The organism is Nonomuraea sp. NPDC003201, assembly GCF_053590415.1.
Genome location: NZ_JBSFTC010000264.1, coordinates 1 through 15764, shown reverse-complemented (window position 1 = coordinate 15764; position 15764 = coordinate 1). Strand labels below are relative to the sequence as shown.

At 68.8% G+C, this 15764-nt stretch carries 17 protein-coding genes and 2 pseudogenes; 8 read left to right on the top strand and 11 right to left on the bottom strand.

Going from position 1 to position 15764, the window contains the following annotated elements; all coding sequences use genetic code 11:
• The 3 genes from ACWDX9_RS48285 to ACWDX9_RS48275 form a co-directional block, all read right to left on the bottom strand.
• Nucleotides 1–378 (bottom strand): hypothetical protein (locus ACWDX9_RS48285; protein WP_449967568.1); only part of this gene is annotated, 378 nt, incomplete at its 3' end.
• Nucleotides 368–574, bottom strand: coding sequence for a hypothetical protein (locus tag ACWDX9_RS48280; protein WP_449967565.1), 207 nt, complete (start codon nucleotides 572–574; stop codon nucleotides 368–370). The genes ACWDX9_RS48285 and ACWDX9_RS48280, both read right to left, overlap by 11 nt.
• Before the next feature lie 660 nt (nucleotides 575–1234).
• Nucleotides 1235–2050 (bottom strand): phosphotransferase, encoded by an 816-nt coding sequence (locus ACWDX9_RS48275; protein WP_449967562.1) that lies wholly within the window; start codon nucleotides 2048–2050, stop codon nucleotides 1235–1237.
• A 529-nt stretch (nucleotides 2051–2579) separates the two neighbouring features.
• Here ACWDX9_RS48275 and ACWDX9_RS48270 point away from each other — a divergent pair.
• A complete protein-coding gene (locus ACWDX9_RS48270) occupies nucleotides 2580–2759 on the top strand; it encodes a hypothetical protein (protein ID WP_449967559.1) in 180 nt (59 codons plus the stop codon).
• A 359-nt stretch (nucleotides 2760–3118) separates the two neighbouring features.
• On the opposite strand, the pseudogene ACWDX9_RS48265 reads toward ACWDX9_RS48270, so the two are convergent.
• The 3 genes and pseudogenes from ACWDX9_RS48265 to ACWDX9_RS48255 all read right to left on the bottom strand — a co-directional run.
• A pseudogene (locus ACWDX9_RS48265) lies at nucleotides 3119–3658 on the bottom strand (DNA-3-methyladenine glycosylase I); the annotation flags it as partial.
• A gap of 48 nt (nucleotides 3659–3706) precedes the next feature.
• Nucleotides 3707–3940, bottom strand: coding sequence for a hypothetical protein (locus tag ACWDX9_RS48260; RefSeq protein WP_449967557.1), 234 nt, complete (start codon nucleotides 3938–3940; stop codon nucleotides 3707–3709).
• Between the two features lie 155 nt (nucleotides 3941–4095).
• Complete coding sequence (locus tag ACWDX9_RS48255; RefSeq protein WP_449967555.1) at nucleotides 4096–5685, bottom strand: FAD-dependent oxidoreductase; 1590 nt, start codon at nucleotides 5683–5685, stop codon at nucleotides 4096–4098.
• Nucleotides 5686–6033: 348 nt separating this feature from the next.
• Here ACWDX9_RS48255 and ACWDX9_RS48250 point away from each other — a divergent pair, with 348 nt between their 5' ends.
• The 4 genes from ACWDX9_RS48250 to ACWDX9_RS48235 all read left to right on the top strand — a co-directional run bounded on the left by ACWDX9_RS48250 (nucleotide 6034) and on the right by ACWDX9_RS48235 (nucleotide 9136).
• Nucleotides 6034–6975, top strand: a complete 942-nt coding sequence (locus tag ACWDX9_RS48250; RefSeq protein WP_449967552.1) for an RNA polymerase sigma-70 factor — start codon at nucleotides 6034–6036, stop codon at nucleotides 6973–6975.
• A gap of 143 nt (nucleotides 6976–7118) precedes the next feature.
• The gene (locus tag ACWDX9_RS48245; protein ID WP_449967550.1) at nucleotides 7119–7496 is read left to right on the top strand and encodes a hypothetical protein; all 378 of its coding nucleotides are present in this window, start codon (nucleotides 7119–7121) and stop codon (nucleotides 7494–7496) included.
• A 211-nt stretch (nucleotides 7497–7707) separates the two neighbouring features.
• Nucleotides 7708–8931, top strand: a complete 1224-nt coding sequence (locus tag ACWDX9_RS48240) for a cytochrome P450 (RefSeq protein ID WP_449967547.1) — start codon at nucleotides 7708–7710, stop codon at nucleotides 8929–8931.
• A 7-nt stretch (nucleotides 8932–8938) separates the two neighbouring features.
• On the top strand, nucleotides 8939–9136 hold the full coding sequence (locus ACWDX9_RS48235; RefSeq protein ID WP_449967544.1) for a ferredoxin: 198 nt from the start codon (nucleotides 8939–8941) through the stop codon (nucleotides 9134–9136).
• Nucleotides 9137–9205: 69 nt separating this feature from the next.
• On the opposite strand, the gene ACWDX9_RS48230 is transcribed toward ACWDX9_RS48235, so the two are convergent.
• On the bottom strand, nucleotides 9206–9859 hold the full coding sequence (locus ACWDX9_RS48230; protein WP_449967541.1) for a winged helix-turn-helix transcriptional regulator: 654 nt from the start codon (nucleotides 9857–9859) through the stop codon (nucleotides 9206–9208).
• Nucleotides 9860–9985: 126 nt separating this feature from the next.
• Between ACWDX9_RS48230 and ACWDX9_RS48225 the strand changes: the two genes are divergently transcribed.
• Nucleotides 9986–10882, top strand: a complete 897-nt coding sequence (locus tag ACWDX9_RS48225) for a maleylpyruvate isomerase N-terminal domain-containing protein (protein ID WP_449967539.1) — start codon at nucleotides 9986–9988, stop codon at nucleotides 10880–10882.
• A gap of 308 nt (nucleotides 10883–11190) precedes the next feature.
• Entirely contained in the window at nucleotides 11191–12135 is a 945-nt protein-coding gene (locus ACWDX9_RS48220; RefSeq protein WP_449967537.1) for an acyltransferase domain-containing protein, read from the top strand.
• Here the strand turns inward: ACWDX9_RS48220 and ACWDX9_RS48215 are convergent.
• On the bottom strand, nucleotides 12132–12758 hold the full coding sequence (locus ACWDX9_RS48215; RefSeq protein ID WP_449967535.1) for a TetR/AcrR family transcriptional regulator: 627 nt from the start codon (nucleotides 12756–12758) through the stop codon (nucleotides 12132–12134). The two genes, ACWDX9_RS48220 and ACWDX9_RS48215, sit on opposite strands and share 4 nt — an antisense overlap.
• Nucleotides 12759–12831: 73 nt before the next feature.
• On the opposite strand from ACWDX9_RS48215, the gene ACWDX9_RS48210 reads away from it, so the two are divergent.
• The gene (locus ACWDX9_RS48210; RefSeq protein WP_449967532.1) at nucleotides 12832–13644 is read left to right on the top strand and encodes an SDR family NAD(P)-dependent oxidoreductase; all 813 of its coding nucleotides are present in this window, start codon (nucleotides 12832–12834) and stop codon (nucleotides 13642–13644) included.
• Nucleotides 13645–13731: 87 nt separating this feature from the next.
• Here ACWDX9_RS48210 and ACWDX9_RS48205 read toward each other — a convergent pair.
• From ACWDX9_RS48205 to ACWDX9_RS48195, 3 genes and pseudogenes are all read right to left on the bottom strand, one after another.
• A pseudogene (locus tag ACWDX9_RS48205) lies at nucleotides 13732–14016 on the bottom strand (cupin domain-containing protein); the annotation flags it as partial.
• A gap of 57 nt (nucleotides 14017–14073) precedes the next feature.
• On the bottom strand, nucleotides 14074–15516 hold the full coding sequence (locus ACWDX9_RS48200; RefSeq protein WP_449967530.1) for an FAD-dependent oxidoreductase: 1443 nt from the start codon (nucleotides 15514–15516) through the stop codon (nucleotides 14074–14076).
• A 3-nt stretch (nucleotides 15517–15519) separates the two neighbouring features.
• A partial coding sequence (locus tag ACWDX9_RS48195) for a hypothetical protein (protein WP_449967527.1) occupies nucleotides 15520–15764 on the bottom strand: 245 nt, incomplete at its 5' end.

Genomic DNA, 15764 nt, shown 5'->3' with positions numbered 1-15764 from the left:
GCTGCAGCCCATCCAAGGCCGGCCACCTGTGCAAAGCCATCGCCGTCCTTCAAAACCATCGCGTCGCCCAGGCCGCGTGAGGCTGAAATAGGTTCCGTGGTCAAGAGGCAGCTTGTCCGCGGTCTCGATGCGGAACAGCTTGGCGCCGGTGCGTCCTCCGATGATCAGGCCGAAAATAGCGGGCAGTCCCACGAAACGGTCCAGCCAGGATGGCCGCACGCTGAGCAGGATGGACATAAGCCACCATGCATAGGCGGTCAGACCGAGGAAGATGTAGAGCTTCAGCTGTTCGGGGTCGGTGGACAGGGAATCATAGGTGAGCACCAGCGGGAGCGGAAACACGACCGCGCAGCTCCAGAACAGCAGCTTACGTAGCATTACTCAAGTCCCCTTGGGTCGAGTAAACATCTTGCAGGCGTGCGTCCCGTACGTGTTGCAGGTCGACATGGACGAGTGCCGCCACAATCAAGACAACAATAAAAATCAAGGCGATCACCTTGTGGGGCTTCTGCTGGTTACCCACCCAGCCCTTTGGCTTTCCATCGTAGGGCGACTTGGAGGTCTGACTGATCAAGTGATCTTCCTGTTCAGGCTACACAGATTGTCTGGATGGCTTGCTATAACGTTTCGCACGGCCGGAGAAACGCTTGGATGATTTGTTTCTCCGTCTCAGAGACACGCGAAGTGGCGAATTCCCCGGCACGGGTGAGGCAACTTCGTTCAGTGACGGTGGGGGAGTGTGCCGTACCGCTGCGCCCGTTGGGTCAGGCGTTTATGCCCATCGGGCCGAGTTCGCCGACGAAGAACGTGTCGGCGACGGGCCGGCCGCGGCCACAGAACTGGCGTGTCGGCCGGCGTTGTCGCTCAGGACGTGGGCTGTGGGACGATTGTTCTTGCCCGCGCTGAACACCCCGCGAACGTCGCGGTAGCCGCGGCGCCAGCATCGCTACCGGCGACGCGCCGACGATCATCCCGACCGCTCATGGTTCCCTCTCCACAGCAGGTCGTGCTCAAGCCGTGGCCCCTACGAAACCGACTTCGCCGCGTCCGAGGAAGGTCGGGTTTATGGGGGGTACAACCTCAACCCCCCTACACGGGGATTGGGACTGGCAGGAGTCGTTGATCGAGTGATCGGTATTCGTCGGGCTGCTCGTTCAGTTGATCACTGGGCGTGGTCGCTGGGGGGCGTAGCGCTGATCGGTCGTATAACCCCCATGGGGCCAACCGACCACCGTCACACCAGCCGGGATTCGGTCATGTCGAGATGCCAGTCGACCACGTTGGATGGAGCGGACCGTACCGCCCAGCACAGTTGGCGCAGCATCCAATGTGCCCAGTACATCCGCAGGGTAGCGGGGGCGATTCGGTCGGCGAGAATCTCGTCCAGGTGGGCTGCCGCCGCGTTCTCCACGGGGTCGGCGTCCGGCGACTGGACGAACCACTCCCGATCGATCCGGGTTTGGACGAGGGCGAAGAGTCGATCGCCGCGGCTTGCGCCGAGATTCCAGTCGACGACCCCGGTAGCGCGGTCGTTCTCATCGAAGAGGACGTTTGCCGCTGTGAGATCGACATGCACCAGATCATCACCGACCATTTCGCGGGGCTCTCGTCGGCCGATGCGAAGAATCTCGTCCAGTACGCGACGGCTGCGCGGACTGTGCGTCGCCAGCACCTCGTGGCGAGGACATGGATCGCTGCCGCAATCACGGCACAGCAGCCGCACCGGCGCGCCGGGTCGCGCGGCGAGAGCGCTGGCGAAACGGTCGTTGATCTCCACCATCGCGTCTATTCTCCCCGGGGTCAGGCGCCGGGGCGGTGCGCTGGGAAGCCGCTCCTGCACGAACATCACATCGTCATTCAGGTCGACCACAAGATCGTGCCTGGGCACCGGGAGCCCGCGGTCACGGACATAGGCAAGCACGTCGGCCGTACGCTTGGCTTCGGCGAGTGAGCCCACAAATCGAGTCACCACGGCTGGTCGGCCGTCCGGCCACTCGGCGTAGATGGCACCGCCGAGCCTCCCATGCAGAGCGCGGCCGACGATCCTCAAACCCGCACCGGTACGCCGATTGATCGCTGAGACGATCTCGTGATCTCGTGTCGTTGGAGACCTGCTATCCATATCCGTAGTCTTGCGTCAGACCGCGATCAGGCGGTCACCCTTCTGTGTCCAGCATCGGGGCACAGTGGCAAAGTGCATGCGAGCTCGGGCTTGTCCGCGAACAGGGGGTCCAGCCAAGGTAGGTCCGAAAGCCACATTCGCGATCTTGGTAGTGGTCGGTATTTGTCGGGCTGCTCGTTCAGTTGATCACTGGGTGTGGTCGCTGGGGCGTAGTGAGTCCAGGATCCTCCTGGCGTCCGCGGCGATGCGGGTGGTGGTCTTGTGGTGGAAGCCCAGGGAGTTGGCGATCACTGGTGCGGGAGCTTGCAGGACGAGTTGGCGGAGCGCTGAGACTCTGGCCGTTCCGGTGGCGAAGCCGGCGAGTCGAAGGTGCTCGCGGATGGTGCCGGCATGGGCGGGTTGGTCGGCCCGTCGGCCGGGGAATAGCCAGCGCGTCCGGGTTGGTCGTGGTGTTGAGGTGGGGCCGGTCGTCGGCCGGCTCTCGAAGCAGGCTGGCGAAGGGTTCGGGCACGGGAATGGGCGGGTCTCCGAGCTTAAGGAGAAGTTCGTCCTGGTCCTGGATGAGGTCATCGACGGTGAGCCGGACGAGGCGGGTGACGGGCTGGGCGTAGAGGAGCACGAGGCAGGCTCATCGTGAGTGACCGCTCGGCGGATCAACCGGAGTCTGTGCTGTTGGGACATGGGAGTGGCCTTCGAGTTCTCCAGGACGGGCAGCCGCAGCTTTGGCATGTGCCCGGTGTCATGGCCCAGCGTAGAAGCGTCCGCAGTGTGTGGGATTGGCGAGGACCGTGAGCGGCGTGCCAGGCGTCGAGATCGGTCTGCTCGCAGAAGGTTAAAGACCGTCCAGTTGTATCGAGCCAGGTCAGGAAGATGCGCGCTGCTTGGAACTGCTCGCCGGCGGTCATCGAGATCCTGAGGTCAGTGGCTTGACGGCGGCCTTGGCACAGAGCTGCGGGAGTTCCAAGGTGAGGTTGTTCTGCTGAAGCACGGCGGCGATCAGTTCCTTGGTCGCCCGCCTGGGGCCCTACTTCGACTGCGCCCATTCATCTGCGTTCGTCGTACCCATGTGGGCAGGCCGGTTGGCGCAGCCGCGATGGTCGGGCCGACGAACTTCCAGCCCTGCTTGCGCAGATCCTTCGACAGCGCGATCGAGGCCGGAGACGTGGAGGCGGTCCGCGGTTCGGGCAGCTCGGTGTCATCGGGCTCGTAGCGCCAGACGAAGGCCGCCAGGCTCCCCTCCCGGTCGATCAGCTCCTCGGCGCGGCGGGCGTTGTTGACGACGGCCTCGATCCTGCCTCGATGGCGTACGATGCCGGCGTCCTGCAGCAGGCGCTCCACGTCGCGTCCGCCGAACCGAGCGACGCCGGGAATGTCGAAGCCCGCGAAGGCGGCGCGGAAGTTCTCGCGCTTGGCCAAGATGGTGCGCCGGCTGAGGCCGGACTGGAAGCCCTCCAGGCTGAGCCTTTCGAACAGGCGCCTGTCATCGGTGACGGGGAATCCCCACTCGGTGTCGTGGTAGGCGAGGAACTCCGGGGCGCCGCCGCTCCACGGGCAGCGCGGTTCGCCAGCCGAGGAACGGTGCCGTCACAGCAGGAAGCTCAGCCGCTCGTCCGCCATGCCTGGCGCGATCTCGATGATCTCCGCAGTGACGACGTTCTCGGCCACGAAGGGGTCGTTCTCCACCCGCTTCTCCAGCTCCTCAAGCGAGGTTCCGTGCGCCAGGACCGCGCCGCCGGGCCGGGCCGGATACTGCCGACCAGCAGGAACACGCCGTCGTCCAGGCCGCGCCAGCTTGCGGGCAATGTCAGGCACGGCCATGCGCGCGAGCGGAGGCCTGGCCCTCCAGTGACTTCTCCCGGATGTGCTCTCGCTCGGACCCGGCCATTCCAGCGAAGAAGGCGAACAGCGCCGCCCCGTGCCCCGACGGGTGGTAATTGCCCTGCAGCGGGCCACTCAGCAACAGTCGTGAGGTCCTAGGCGGCTGCGCGAGCGCCTTCTCGACGGGACGCATCCGGTGCGGCGGCCAGGCGGTGCTTGCGCTTGGGCATGCCGTAGGTGGGGTGCGAGGTGGCCCACAGCGCCATCTTGAGAATGCCCGCCTTGATCCGTGCGGGCGTCCGGCCGCCCTTGTACTTCGGCTTTGCCTGCCCTTCGTCGCCGACCGTCTGCAGGATCCCGTCCCGCCGTCCGAGGCTGATGTGGTTGTACGTGTAGACCAGTTTGGTGTTCGCGATCTTGCGGCCGGTCAGGCGTCCCACGATCGCCTCGATAGCCTGCCTGCCGGTGTAGCCGGCCGACGCGCAGGACATCGGCAGCGGCCGGCCGTTGTCGCCGATGGCGTAGGCGCTGTCACCGATGGCGTACACGTTCGGGTGCGAGACCGACCGCATGGTGCGATCGACGACGATCTGGCCGTTCCGGGTGACCTCCAGCCCGCCGGCGGCGGCGAGGGGGTTGACCGCGAACCCGGCCGTCCACACGGTCGCGTCGGACGCCAGGGCGGTGCCGTCGGCGCACAGCACCCGCGTCGCTTCGACGGCTTCGACGCTGATGTGCTCCAGGACGGTGACGCCCAGCCGGTCGCAGGCCCGGCGCAGGTGGCCCCGGGCTCCGGCGGAGAGCCGGGTGCCCAGCTCGCCGCGGGCGATGAGCGCCACCGACAGGCCGGGCCGGGCTTCGGCGATCTCGGTGGCGGTCTCGATACCGGTCAACCCGTCGCCGACGACCACCACGCTTCCGTCCTCGCCCCGCCCGCCCAGGCTGTCCAGGCGCTCGCGCAGGCGCAGCGCCGAGGGCCTGGCGGCGACGTCGAAGGCGTGCTCGGCCACGCCGGGGACAGCTTCGACGTCACCGTGGCTGCCGAGCGCGTAGACAAGCGTGTCGTAGTCGAGTTCGCTGCCTCCGTCGGCGTCTGTGATGGCGACGACCTGGCGCCTGGGGTCGACGGCGGTGACACGGGCCAGGCGCAGCCGCATCCCCGTGCCCGCGAAGACGTCGGCGAGTTTCGGAGCCTCGATGTCGCGGCCCGCCGCGAGCTGGTGCAGCCGCATTCGCTGGACAAAGTCCGGCACGGCGTTGACGACGGTGATCTCGGTGTCCTTCGGGGACAGCCGGCGGGCCAGGTTCCCGGCCACGTAGGCCCCGGCATAGCCGGCGCCGAGGACGACGATGCGGTGCTTCATGTGTTGCTCCTGTCGGTTCGCTTGCTCTAGGTGAGGTGACTCGGCCCTGGGCCACCGATTTCCTTGATCGAAGTTGCCGTGAGCCTCCGCCGAGAGGTCCTGCCAGTCGGCCCAGGTCTTGAGCCGGTTGGCGTAGACCTGCTGGAGCATCGGGTAGAAGCTCTGCCCGAACAAGACCCGCAGGGGTGGGTTACCGGAGTCGACGATCTTGCGGAGCGTCTGGGCCGCGGCGGCAGGGTCGCCGGCGGGCTGGTTGCCCGCGAACGCGGCGATGCGCTGGCGAAGAGCGTCGTAGACCGGGTTGGACCCGGCCGGGTGGCCGTTGTTGAGGGGGTCGGGGTTCTTGCCGGACCTGGTGGCGAAGCCGCCGGGCTCGATCACGGTCGCCTTGTCGCCACGCGACAGGGCGGCGCCTCGACGAAGTTGCGGCCCAGGCCGCGAGACGAACCGGTGACGAACCAGACCTTGCTCATGATGCCCTTTCCGTTCTTTCTGGGTGGCGGTTGCGCGGCGGTCACCACGCAACGGGGCCAGGGTGATCGCTCGGGGAGTTGTGTGCCGCGCGCATCGTTCGCGCGGCGTCCTGACGACCATGCGGCGTCGGCGCCGCGAACTTTGTGACAGTACGGTCATGTGACGTGTGTCACCGATCACGGGTGTCACACAGCGGTGGGCGCCGACGCCTTGTGTATGGAGCAGGAATTGCGGGTGCACAGGCAGGAGCCAGGTATGAACGAGCGCAGGGCTGCAACGACGGGCACAGCCGAGCCGATGGCCGGTGGCGGCCGGACGGATCCGGCAACCGAGGCATTCCTCGCCCACCGCAACCTGCTGTTCACCGTCGCCTACGAGATGCTCGGCTCGGCGGCCGACGCCGAAGACGCTCTGCAGGAGACCTGGTTGCGGTGGGTCAAGGTCGACCTCGGGCAGGTGTCCGACCAGCGCGCCTACCTGGTGCGGATCGCCACCCGGCGCTCGCTGGACCGGCTGCGCGCCATGAAGCGCCTCAAGGAGGAGTATGTCGGGCCGTGGCTGCCCGAACCACTGCTCACCGCGCCGGACGTGGCCGAGGACGTCGAGCTCGCCGAGAGTGTGTCGATGGCGCTGATGCTCGTCCTGGAGACGCTGTCGCCGACCGAGCGCGCCGTCTTCGTGCTGCGCGAGGTCTTCGACGTCGGCTACGAGGAGATCGCGGCCGCCGTCGGCAAGACCCCGGCGACCGTACGCCAGATCGCGCACCGGGCCCGCCGGCACGTCGATTCCCGACGGCCTCGCGAGGTGGTCTCCCCGAGCCAGGCCCGGGCGGCTGTTGAGTCCTTCCAGCGCGCGCTCGAAACCAGGGATCTGCAGGGACTCCTTGATGTGCTCGCTCCTGAGGTCGTCCTGGTGAGCGACGGCGGCGGCGTCAAGCAGGCCGCGCCGCGGCCGATCATCGGCGCGGACAAGGTGGCCCGCATGATCATCGACGGCCTCGGCAAGGCCCGAATCGCGCTCACCAGCGAGCCCGCCGTGGTCAACGGCAACCCCGCACTCCTCCTCCGCGTGGACGGCGAGATCGACGGCGTCATAGCAGCCCGTGTCGAGGACGCCCGCATCACCGGCCTCTACTACGTCCGCAACCCGCACAAGCTGACCCGCATCGCATCCGAGACCTCACTCACGCTGAAGTGATCCGTCGGCAGCCGCGCCATGATCACGACATCGCGACAGTGCGGAGCATCCCGAGCGAAGGCATCCGCTCATCGGCACAAGTGCGTGCCGGGCTGCCCCGTCACCACGTAAAAGCACGCAAACGTTCTCTTCGAGGAGTAGACATGGCCGGCCTGCTCGCCGCTCTACTGCTGACGAGACTCGTCCGCGGCACCGCCCGCCGGGTCACCGGAGCGCTCGCCTTCGCGATCACTGGCGGTCTGGCGGCGGCAGCGATCCTGCGGTCGCTGCTCGGGTCTGTCGGCTTCGGTCTCGGCGCCGTCGCCATGATGCTCATCGGCAACCCCCTGTCAGGCATCTCGACCGCACCCGAGATGCTGCCCGGCTGGTCCGGCACACTCGGCCAGCTGCCGCCACCGGGAGCGGGTGGCCAGTTGCTGCGCTTCACCGCCTTCTTCGAAGGCCACGGCGCCACCCGCCCCGTTGTCGTCCTGGTGAGCATCACCGGGCTCGCCTACGCATCCGTAACCCGAAGAAGCTGACCGCATCGACACCGCGACCCCACTCACCCCGCGATGAACGCCAACGACGAGCCGGCCCACGACCTCGAAGCGGCCTGGATCTGACGGCGACCTCAGCCTGCGCAGGACGGCCCGTCAGGCCGTGAAGCCAGTGCCAACAGTGTCGATCACGCCACCCGAGGCCGCCACAAGCACAACAAACTCCGCCAGATCTATTACTGGGAGATCATTCATGACGAAGAACGTCGCCAGCGAACTCGCCGGCCTGAAACTTCCGGTCGAGCGGGGCTGCCCGTTCGCCCCGCCCACCGTCTACGAACGGCTGCGCGAGCAGGCGCCGATCAACAAGGTCCGCCTGACCAGCGGCAGCGAAGCGTGGTGGGTGTCCGGGCACGAGGAAGGCCGTGCCGTCCTCGCCGACGGCCGCTTCTCCTCCGACAAGCGCAAGGACGGCTTCCCGCTCTACACGCTCGATGCGGCGACCCTGCAGCAGCTCCGCAGCCAGCCGCCGTTGATGCTCGGCATGGACGGCGCTGAACACTCCGCGGCCCGCCGTCAGGTGATCGGCGAGTTCACCGTCAAGCGACTGGCCGCGCTGCGCCCGCGGATCCAGGACATCGTCGACCACTTCATCGACGACCTGCTCGCCACCGACCGGCAGCCGGTCGACCTGGTGCAGGCACTGTCCCTGCCGGTGCCCTCACTGGTGATCTGCGAACTGCTCGGCGTCCCCTACACCGACCACGACTTCTTCCAAAGCCGCACCACCATGATGGTGCGCCGGACCTCGCTGGAAGAGCGCCGGCGAGCCTTCGCCGAACTGCGCGCCTACATCGACGACCTGGTCACCCGCAAGGAGTCCGAATCCGGCGACGACCTGTTCAGCCGGCAAATCGCCCGGCAGCGCCAGGAAGGCGCCCTCGACCACGAGGGCCTGGTGAGCCTGGCCTTCCTACTGCTGACCGCCGGACACGAGACCACGGCGAACATGATCTCGCTCGGCGTGGTCGCGCTGCTCACCCACCCGCAGCAACTGGCCCTGATCACCGCCGACCCGGACAAGACGCCCATCGCCGTGGAGGAACTGCTGCGCTACTTCGCCATCGCCGACGGAGTCGCCTCCCGGCTGGCCACCGAAGACGTGGAGATCGGCGGGGCGAGCATCAAGGCCGGCGAGGGCGTCATCGTCTCAACCCTGTCGGCCAACTGGGACCCGACGGCATTCAAGAACCCGGCCGACCTGGACGTCGAGCGCGGGGCCCGCCACCACCTCGCCTTCGGCTTCGGCCCGCACCAGTGCCTCGGCCAGAACCTGGCCCGGATGGAACTGCAGATCGTCTTTGACACGCTGTTCCGCCGCATCCCCACCCTGCGGCTCGCCACACCGGCAGAGGACCTGCCGTTCAAGACCGACGCCGTCATCTACGGCGTTCACGAACTCCCCGTCACCTGGTGAGCAGGACATGATGCGGATCAAAGCCGACACCGGCCTCTGCGTCGGCTCCGGCCAATGCGTCCTGACCGAGCCGACCGTCTTCGACCAGGAAGACGACGGCATCGTGGCCCTGCTGACCGATCATCCCGACAGCCAGAGTGCCGCACAGGCGCGCCACGCCGTCACCCTGTGCCCATCCCGAGCCCTCTCCATCCTGCAGGAGTAAGCGCATCCCCGGCGACGACGCGTCCGCGCCTGTGGAGGGCGACAAGTCCAGTGGGGCAGGTGGAAGAGGTCAGCGGCGAGTGGACCCTCCAGCATGGGTCCGCCGGGAGTTGAAGAGGGCTCGTACCGCGGCTTCATCGCCTTCGATGTCGACGAGCCCATGGGCGTCGTTGAGGGTGAGCGCACCCGCTGCCAGCCCGAGAATGATCGGGGCCTCAGCGCGCACGACGGCATCGAGATCGCCGCCGGCATGCACGGTCACCTCCACGCCCGAGCGCGTCGCCCGCGCCTGGAGCAACTGGCCGTCGACCTCGATCCCCACCGTCGATGCCTGGTGCGCGGCCCTGTCGGCGAGCAAGGCGCGGAGGGCGACGGTGAGCCATTCGGCGTGGAAGCGGTCGCCGTCTGGTCCGCGCGCCATGAGGGGCGTGGACCAGCGGATGAGGCTCTCAACCGGCTCCCGCAGCTCGGCGCCCCATGGGGTGAGTGCGTACACGATGGCGTTGCCCTCCTCGGCCAGTCGCCGCTCGACCACTGCGGCGCTCTCCAGGTCGCGCAGACGGTCGGTGAGCAGGTTCGTGGCCATGCCGCCGAGCCCGTCGAGCAGGTCGCGGTAGCGGGCGGGAGCGATGAGGAGCTGGCGGACGATGAGCAGATTCCACCGGTCGCCCACGACATCGAGCGCCCGGGCGAGACCGCAGTACTGACCGTAGCTCCGACTCATAGCGGCCACTTTACATTCTCAAGTCCGCCTGACAATATCCAGCAAAGCGCTGGCAGGGGTGTGGTCACCCCGTCCGGGCCATGGGATGGCCACCGCCACCAGCACTCACGCCACAGGAGTGAAACGATGACCGGCACCCCATCTCCCAGGCGAGGCCCAGACTCTGACGCCCAGGAAGGCACCGGCACGATCGCGGCTGCGACGCACAGCGATGCCCCCGACACCATGGCCCAGGCGCGTGCGGCATTGCGGGACGTTGTTCCCCGTCTCGTCGAACTTGTGCGGAGCGTCCCGGACACCAACGCCGATTCTGTCGGTACCTGGACGGTGGGTGATGTCGCGGCTCACCTGGCTCAGGTTTTCCGCTTCGACACCGACGCCGTCGCCGGAAGACCGGTCCCGCGAGCCACGGTGACGACGGCGGGAATGGCCGAGGTCAACGCGACGATGCTGGCCCAGGACGGCGAACGGGACCCGGCCGTACTCGCGGATCGCATCGGCACGCTGGCAAGCGAGTTCGACGACATCGCCTCGCGTTCGCGAGCGGCCGCCGTCGATTGGCTGCAAGGTGCCCGCCTGCCGCCTGCGGCGGTGGCGTGCCACCTGCTCGAGGAATGCCTGATCCATGGCCATGACATCGCCGCAGCCACTGGGCGCTCGTGGTCGATACGGCGTCACCACGCCCTGCTCGCGGTCGAAGGTGGCGTGCTTCCGCTCATCGCGGCTCTGCCGCCCGCGGCCTTGTTGGACCAGGAGAAAGCTCGATCCTTCCGAGCCCGCTTCGACCTGCGCCTGCGTGGAGGCGGGCGTACGTTGATGGTCTTCGACCGCGGTTCGTTGACCCTCGACGCGGGGGACGCACGCGACGTCGACGCCCACCTGTCTGCCGACCCCGCGGCTCTCATGCTGGTGTTCATCGGCCGGCAAGGAATAGGGAAGCCGCTTCTCGAAGGAAAGCTCGCCGCCTGGGGCCGCCGGCCATGGAAACTCGCCCGCATGCTCACTGTCATCAGCCCTCCGTAGCCCATCCGCCGCAGCACCGACCAGCAATACCCACCATGTGAACCTTCGGGTCTCGGTCGAGCGTCATCGATTTTGCCGGAGCCGGCCGAGGAGGTTCTGCCGTCTGGAGACGGTCGCGGTCCAAGGGCGAGCGGCGCAAACTCGACCGGGCAGCACACCCTGATCTGCCCACGCCGGGAGATGTGCGCCAAGATCGCGTCCGGCACGCCAAATCGCGCCGAGGAGAGCAGGAGATCAACAAAACAGGACATGAGGGAGATCCCTTGACTCTTCCCCGTGGCGTTGACGGTGATCGTAGGATCGTTCGCGTGGATCTGGAGGCCGCCGCCGCCCGGCTCGGGGTACCCGTCGAGGATGTCGACCGCGTGCACCGGCTCGCCGGCGACCGGCCGTCGGCTCCGCTGCCCGCCAAGGCTGACGCGCCCGCGATCCTCGACCGGCTCGCGGTGCGGCCGGACGACGCCGCCGAGATCATGGCGGGCTGGCCCGACCCCGACTCTCCGCTGTGGACTCCGGAGCTGCGCTGGCTGCTCGACCGTTCGATCGCCCTGGTCCGCGCCGATCTCGGGGGCCACGGCTGGCTGCCGCCCGGTCCGGAGCTGCCGCGCGAACGGGGCCCCGCCTGGCGGCATCTCTACGTGTACGCGTACCTGGCCCTGGTCGACGTCGTCACGGGGTACCACCGCGACCACGGCATCGCCGATGCCGTGTCGTGGGTGACCCTCGCGGATCTGGGCCGCAACCTCGCGATCGACCGGCGGATGCGCCGCGAGGGCTGGCCGGTCATGCAGAGCTGGCTGACGCTGCACGCGCGCGGCGGCATCTACGAGCTGGGCCGGCTGCAGCACCAGCGCGGCGGCACCACCATCGACCTGCACATCCCCGAGTCGGGGCCGATGACCCCGGAGGCGGTCGCGGCGTCGCTCGACGAGGCCCGCGCGTTCTTCCCACGCCACTTTCCCGACGAGCGCTACACGGCGTTCTCCTGCGGCTCGTGGCTGCTCGACCCGCAGCTACTGGAGTACCTGCCCGGGGACTCCAACATCGTCCGGTTCCAGCGGAGGTTCGAGCTGGAGCCCTACGAGGAGCCGGAAGGGCAGGACGCCGACGTCGAGGTGCTGCGGTTCGTGTTCCGCACCCTGACCACGCCGCTCGACCGGCTGCCGCGCCGCACCGTGCTCCAGCGCGCGATCGTCGACCACCTGAAGGCCGGCCGCCACTGGCGCATCCGCCGCGGCCGCTTCCCGATCTAGACCAGCTCGGCCAGTCCCGCGCGGGCGAAGGAGAGCACGCGATCGACCAGGGGCAGTAGCTCTTCGGTGGTGGTGTCGCCGTGCCGGGCCTCGTGCGTCATGTACAGCTCGCGCAGGCCGCCCACCAGTATGTACGCGGTCAGCCGTGGGGCCAGCGCGTCGGGCGGAAGGCCGGCGTCCTTGCCGACGGCGGCGGCGATCAGGCGTTCGAGCTCGTAGTAGCTCGCGCGGGCGCGGCCGCGGAGGTCTTCGTCCTCGGCTATCAGGGTGGCGCGCTTGGTGCGCAGGGACCAGATCTCGCCCGGCTCGCGGCCCTGCTCGGCGTCGTGTTCGTCGAGGGCGCGGATGGTGTCGCGCATCCACGCGCCGACGGCGTCGATGGCGGTGCCGGACCGGGTGTCGAGGCGGGCGGCCAGCGACTTCGGGGCGAACGGGTCGTCGGCGAACAGCAGGTCTTCCTTGGTGGGGAAGTGCAGCGTGACGGTACGCGTCGCGACGTCGGCGTGCCCGGCGATCGCCGCGATGGTGGTGCTGCGGTAGCCGTGCGAGGTGAACAGCTCCAGCGCCGCGGCCTGGATCCGTTCGCGGGTCTGCCGTTTCTTGCGATCGCGCCGACCTTCCATGCGAAAAGGCTACCACGCGTACAATTAATGCAGTCCATGCTACTGTTACTATGAAAGGCATCGACTGAGAGAGGTGAGGACGTTGTCCAAGACGTGGTTCATCACGGGCACGTCGAAGGGATTCGGCCGCGAGTGGGCGCAGGCCGCACTCGAACGCGGTGACCGGGTCGCCGCCACCGCCCGCGACCTCGACGCCCTGCGTCCCCTCGCCGACCGGTACGGCAACGCCGTGCTGCCCCTGCGGCTCGACATCACCGACCGCGACGCCGTGTTCGCCGCCGTGCGGCGGGCCGCCGAGCACTTCGGCGCGCTGGACGTGGTGGTCAACAACGCGGGCTACGGCCACTTCGGCATGGTCGAGGAGCTGACCGAGGCCGAGATCCGCGCCGAGATGGACACCAACTTCTTCGGCACGCTGTGGGTGACGCAGGCGGTGCTGCCCGTACTGCGCGCGCAGGGGCACGGCCGGATCATCCAGGTCACCAGCGAGGGCGGCGTCCGGGCGTTCCCCGGCATCGGCGGCTACCACGCGTCGAAGTGGGCGGTGGAAGGCCTGTCGGAGTCGCTGCGCCAGGAGGTCGCGCCCTTCGGCATCGACGTCATCTGCCTGGAGCCCGGCCCGTACTCGACCGACTTCGGCGCCGGCAGCATCCGTACCAGCGCCGAAAACCCCGACTACGCCAAGGTTCGCGCGGCCACCGCGATCGAGTGGGACCTCGGCGACCCGAAGGCGACCCGCCGGCCGATCCTGGAACTGGCCGACACCGACGACCCGCCGGCGCGGATCTTCTTCGGCAAGTCGCTGGAGCCGGTCGCGGCCGAGTACGAGGAACGGCTCGCCACCTGGCGCAAGTGGCAGCCGGTCTCCCTGGCCGCGTTCCGCTAGTCCCCTGGCCCGGGCAGCCGGCGGGGCCGCGGGTTCCACGAGCTCCCAGCCCAAAGCCTGGCCGCCGGCCAGCAGCTCCTCGACCGACGGGTCGCGGGTCTGGTGCGTCGGCATGCTCGGCACTGTCGCCGGTTCGCCCAGGTCCTCGAAGAACTTCTCGAACCCGGCCGGGGTGACGACGCAGAACCCCCGGCCGCGTTGGGACCGTACGAAGACGGAGTGCGCGGTGCTCTGCGGGATCCACGCCGTGCAGCCGGGGGTGACCAGGTGCACGGTGCCGTTGACGAAGACCTCCCATTCACCCTCGGTGATGTGGAACAGTTCGCTCTCGCCGGCGTGCCGGTGCACCGGCGCCTGCCACCCGTACGGCACGTCGCACTGGAAGAACGACAGCACGCCACGGGTGTCGGCCAGGGTGCCTCCCGTAGCTCAGGACGGTCCGCGCAGGCCGGCCTGGTCCAGGCAGGTCTCGACGTCGGCGGGATCGGTGCTGGTCAGGGCGATGTAGCCGTCCGGCCGGATGAGCACCCAGTCGCCGGGTGACAGGCCGTACGCCTGGCGCAGGTGGCCTCCGTCGTCGACGAGGTCACCGCGCTTGCCGGTGGTGTGGATGCTCAGCCCGGCGCGCGGAGCCAGGACGTTCGGCACCTCGTATCCGATGAGGGTCCAGCACGGGTGGGCCAGTAGCTGGAACAGCCGCACCGGCCGGCCGGCGGCGCCGGTGAGCGGGGCGTCGGGTGCCCGGTAGCCGGCCATCGGGCCGGGGCCGGTCAGCGGCGACAGCGGGTAGCCGAGGTCCAGCTGGTGGGCCTCGCGTTCGCGGCGCATCCCGCGGCGCTCGGCCTCGTTCAGCAGCCGGGTGGACAGCCCGAGCACCGATTCGGCGATCGGCCGCCGCTCGGCCTCGTACGAGTCGAGCATCGCCTCAGGCGCCCCGCGCAGCACCGCGGCCAGTTTCCAGGCCAGGTTGTAGGCGTCCTGGATGCTGGTGTTCAGCCCCTGGCCGCCGGTCGGCGGGTGCACGTGCGCCGCGTCCCCGGCCAGGAAGACGCGCCCGCCGCGGTAGGAGTCGGCCAGCCGGGCACCCATCATGTACACCGACGCCCACCCCACCTCCCGCACCACGATGCCGCTGTCTCCGGTACGGTCGGCCAGCATCGCGGTCAGCCCGGCGGCCGACAGGTCCACCTCGCCCTCCAGCGGCAGGCCGCCCTGGCACTGGAACAGCTCGGTGCCGGCCAGCGGGCACATCGCGATCTGCCGTAGGGTGCCCTCGTTCCAGGTGTGCCAGACGTCGGCGGGCAGGCCGTCGGCGCGCACATCCGCCACGAACGCCCGGATGCCGAGAGAGCGTCCCGGATAGCCGATCCCGAGCGTCTTGCGGACCACGCTGGACCCGCCGTCGGCGCCGACCAGGTAGCGGGCGGGCACCGTCGCCTCGCCGATCCGCGCGACCACCCCGCCGTCGTCCTGGTCGAAGCCGAGCAGTTCGTGGTCATAGCGTACGGCGTGTCCGAGTTCGGCCAGCCGCTCGCGCAGGATGGTCTCTGTGCGGAACTGCGGCAGCATCAGCCCGTCCCGATACGGCTCAGCCGGGGTCGGCTCCTGGTGCTCCATGATCCGCCGGTCGATCGGCCCGTCCTCGGCGTACAGGCGTTGCGGCGGGTACGGGCCGCCGGCGGCGACCATCCGATCCAGCACCCCCAGGTCTTCGAACACCTCCAGGGTGCGCGGCTGGATGCCCTTGCCCCGCGACCCGGCGAACGGCCGCGCGGCCTTGTCCACCAGCAGGAAGTCCACGCCGCGCCGGGCCAGCTCGATGGCCAGCACCAGCCCGGTCGGGCCCGCCCCGGCAATGATCACCTCGGGCATGGCTCACACCTCCCCGGTGACCAGCACGGTCCGGACGCCGGGCCGTTCTGGGGCGGTCCACGCCGCTTCCACCTCGGCCAGCGGGACGATCCGGGCGCTGACCGCGATCCGGCCTTGGTCGATCTCGTCCACCAGCTCGGGCAACTCCTCCAGGTAGGCCCGGGCCGACACCGCGCCCTGGCCGGCGTCGCGCCCGGCGCCGACCACCCGCCCGGCCCCGAGCCGCTTGGCCACCTGGACGGCCAACT

Coding starts and splice junctions, on each gene's coding strand:
- ACWDX9_RS48260 (WP_449967557.1), bottom strand. CDS start 3,940: ATGGCCGTGCCTGACATTGCCCGCAAGCTGGCGCGGCCTGGACGACGG.
- ACWDX9_RS48250 (WP_449967552.1), top strand. CDS start 6,034: ATGAACGAGCGCAGGGCTGCAACGACGGGCACAGCCGAGCCGATGGCC.
- ACWDX9_RS48245 (WP_449967550.1), top strand. CDS start 7,119: ATGGCCGGCCTGCTCGCCGCTCTACTGCTGACGAGACTCGTCCGCGGC.
- ACWDX9_RS48240 (WP_449967547.1), top strand. CDS start 7,708: ATGACGAAGAACGTCGCCAGCGAACTCGCCGGCCTGAAACTTCCGGTC.
- ACWDX9_RS48235 (WP_449967544.1), top strand. CDS start 8,939: ATGATGCGGATCAAAGCCGACACCGGCCTCTGCGTCGGCTCCGGCCAA.
- ACWDX9_RS48230 (WP_449967541.1), bottom strand. CDS start 9,859: ATGAGTCGGAGCTACGGTCAGTACTGCGGTCTCGCCCGGGCGCTCGAT.
- ACWDX9_RS48225 (WP_449967539.1), top strand. CDS start 9,986: ATGACCGGCACCCCATCTCCCAGGCGAGGCCCAGACTCTGACGCCCAG.
- ACWDX9_RS48215 (WP_449967535.1), bottom strand. CDS start 12,758: ATGGAAGGTCGGCGCGATCGCAAGAAACGGCAGACCCGCGAACGGATC.
- ACWDX9_RS48200 (WP_449967530.1), bottom strand. CDS start 15,516: ATGCCCGAGGTGATCATTGCCGGGGCGGGCCCGACCGGGCTGGTGCTG.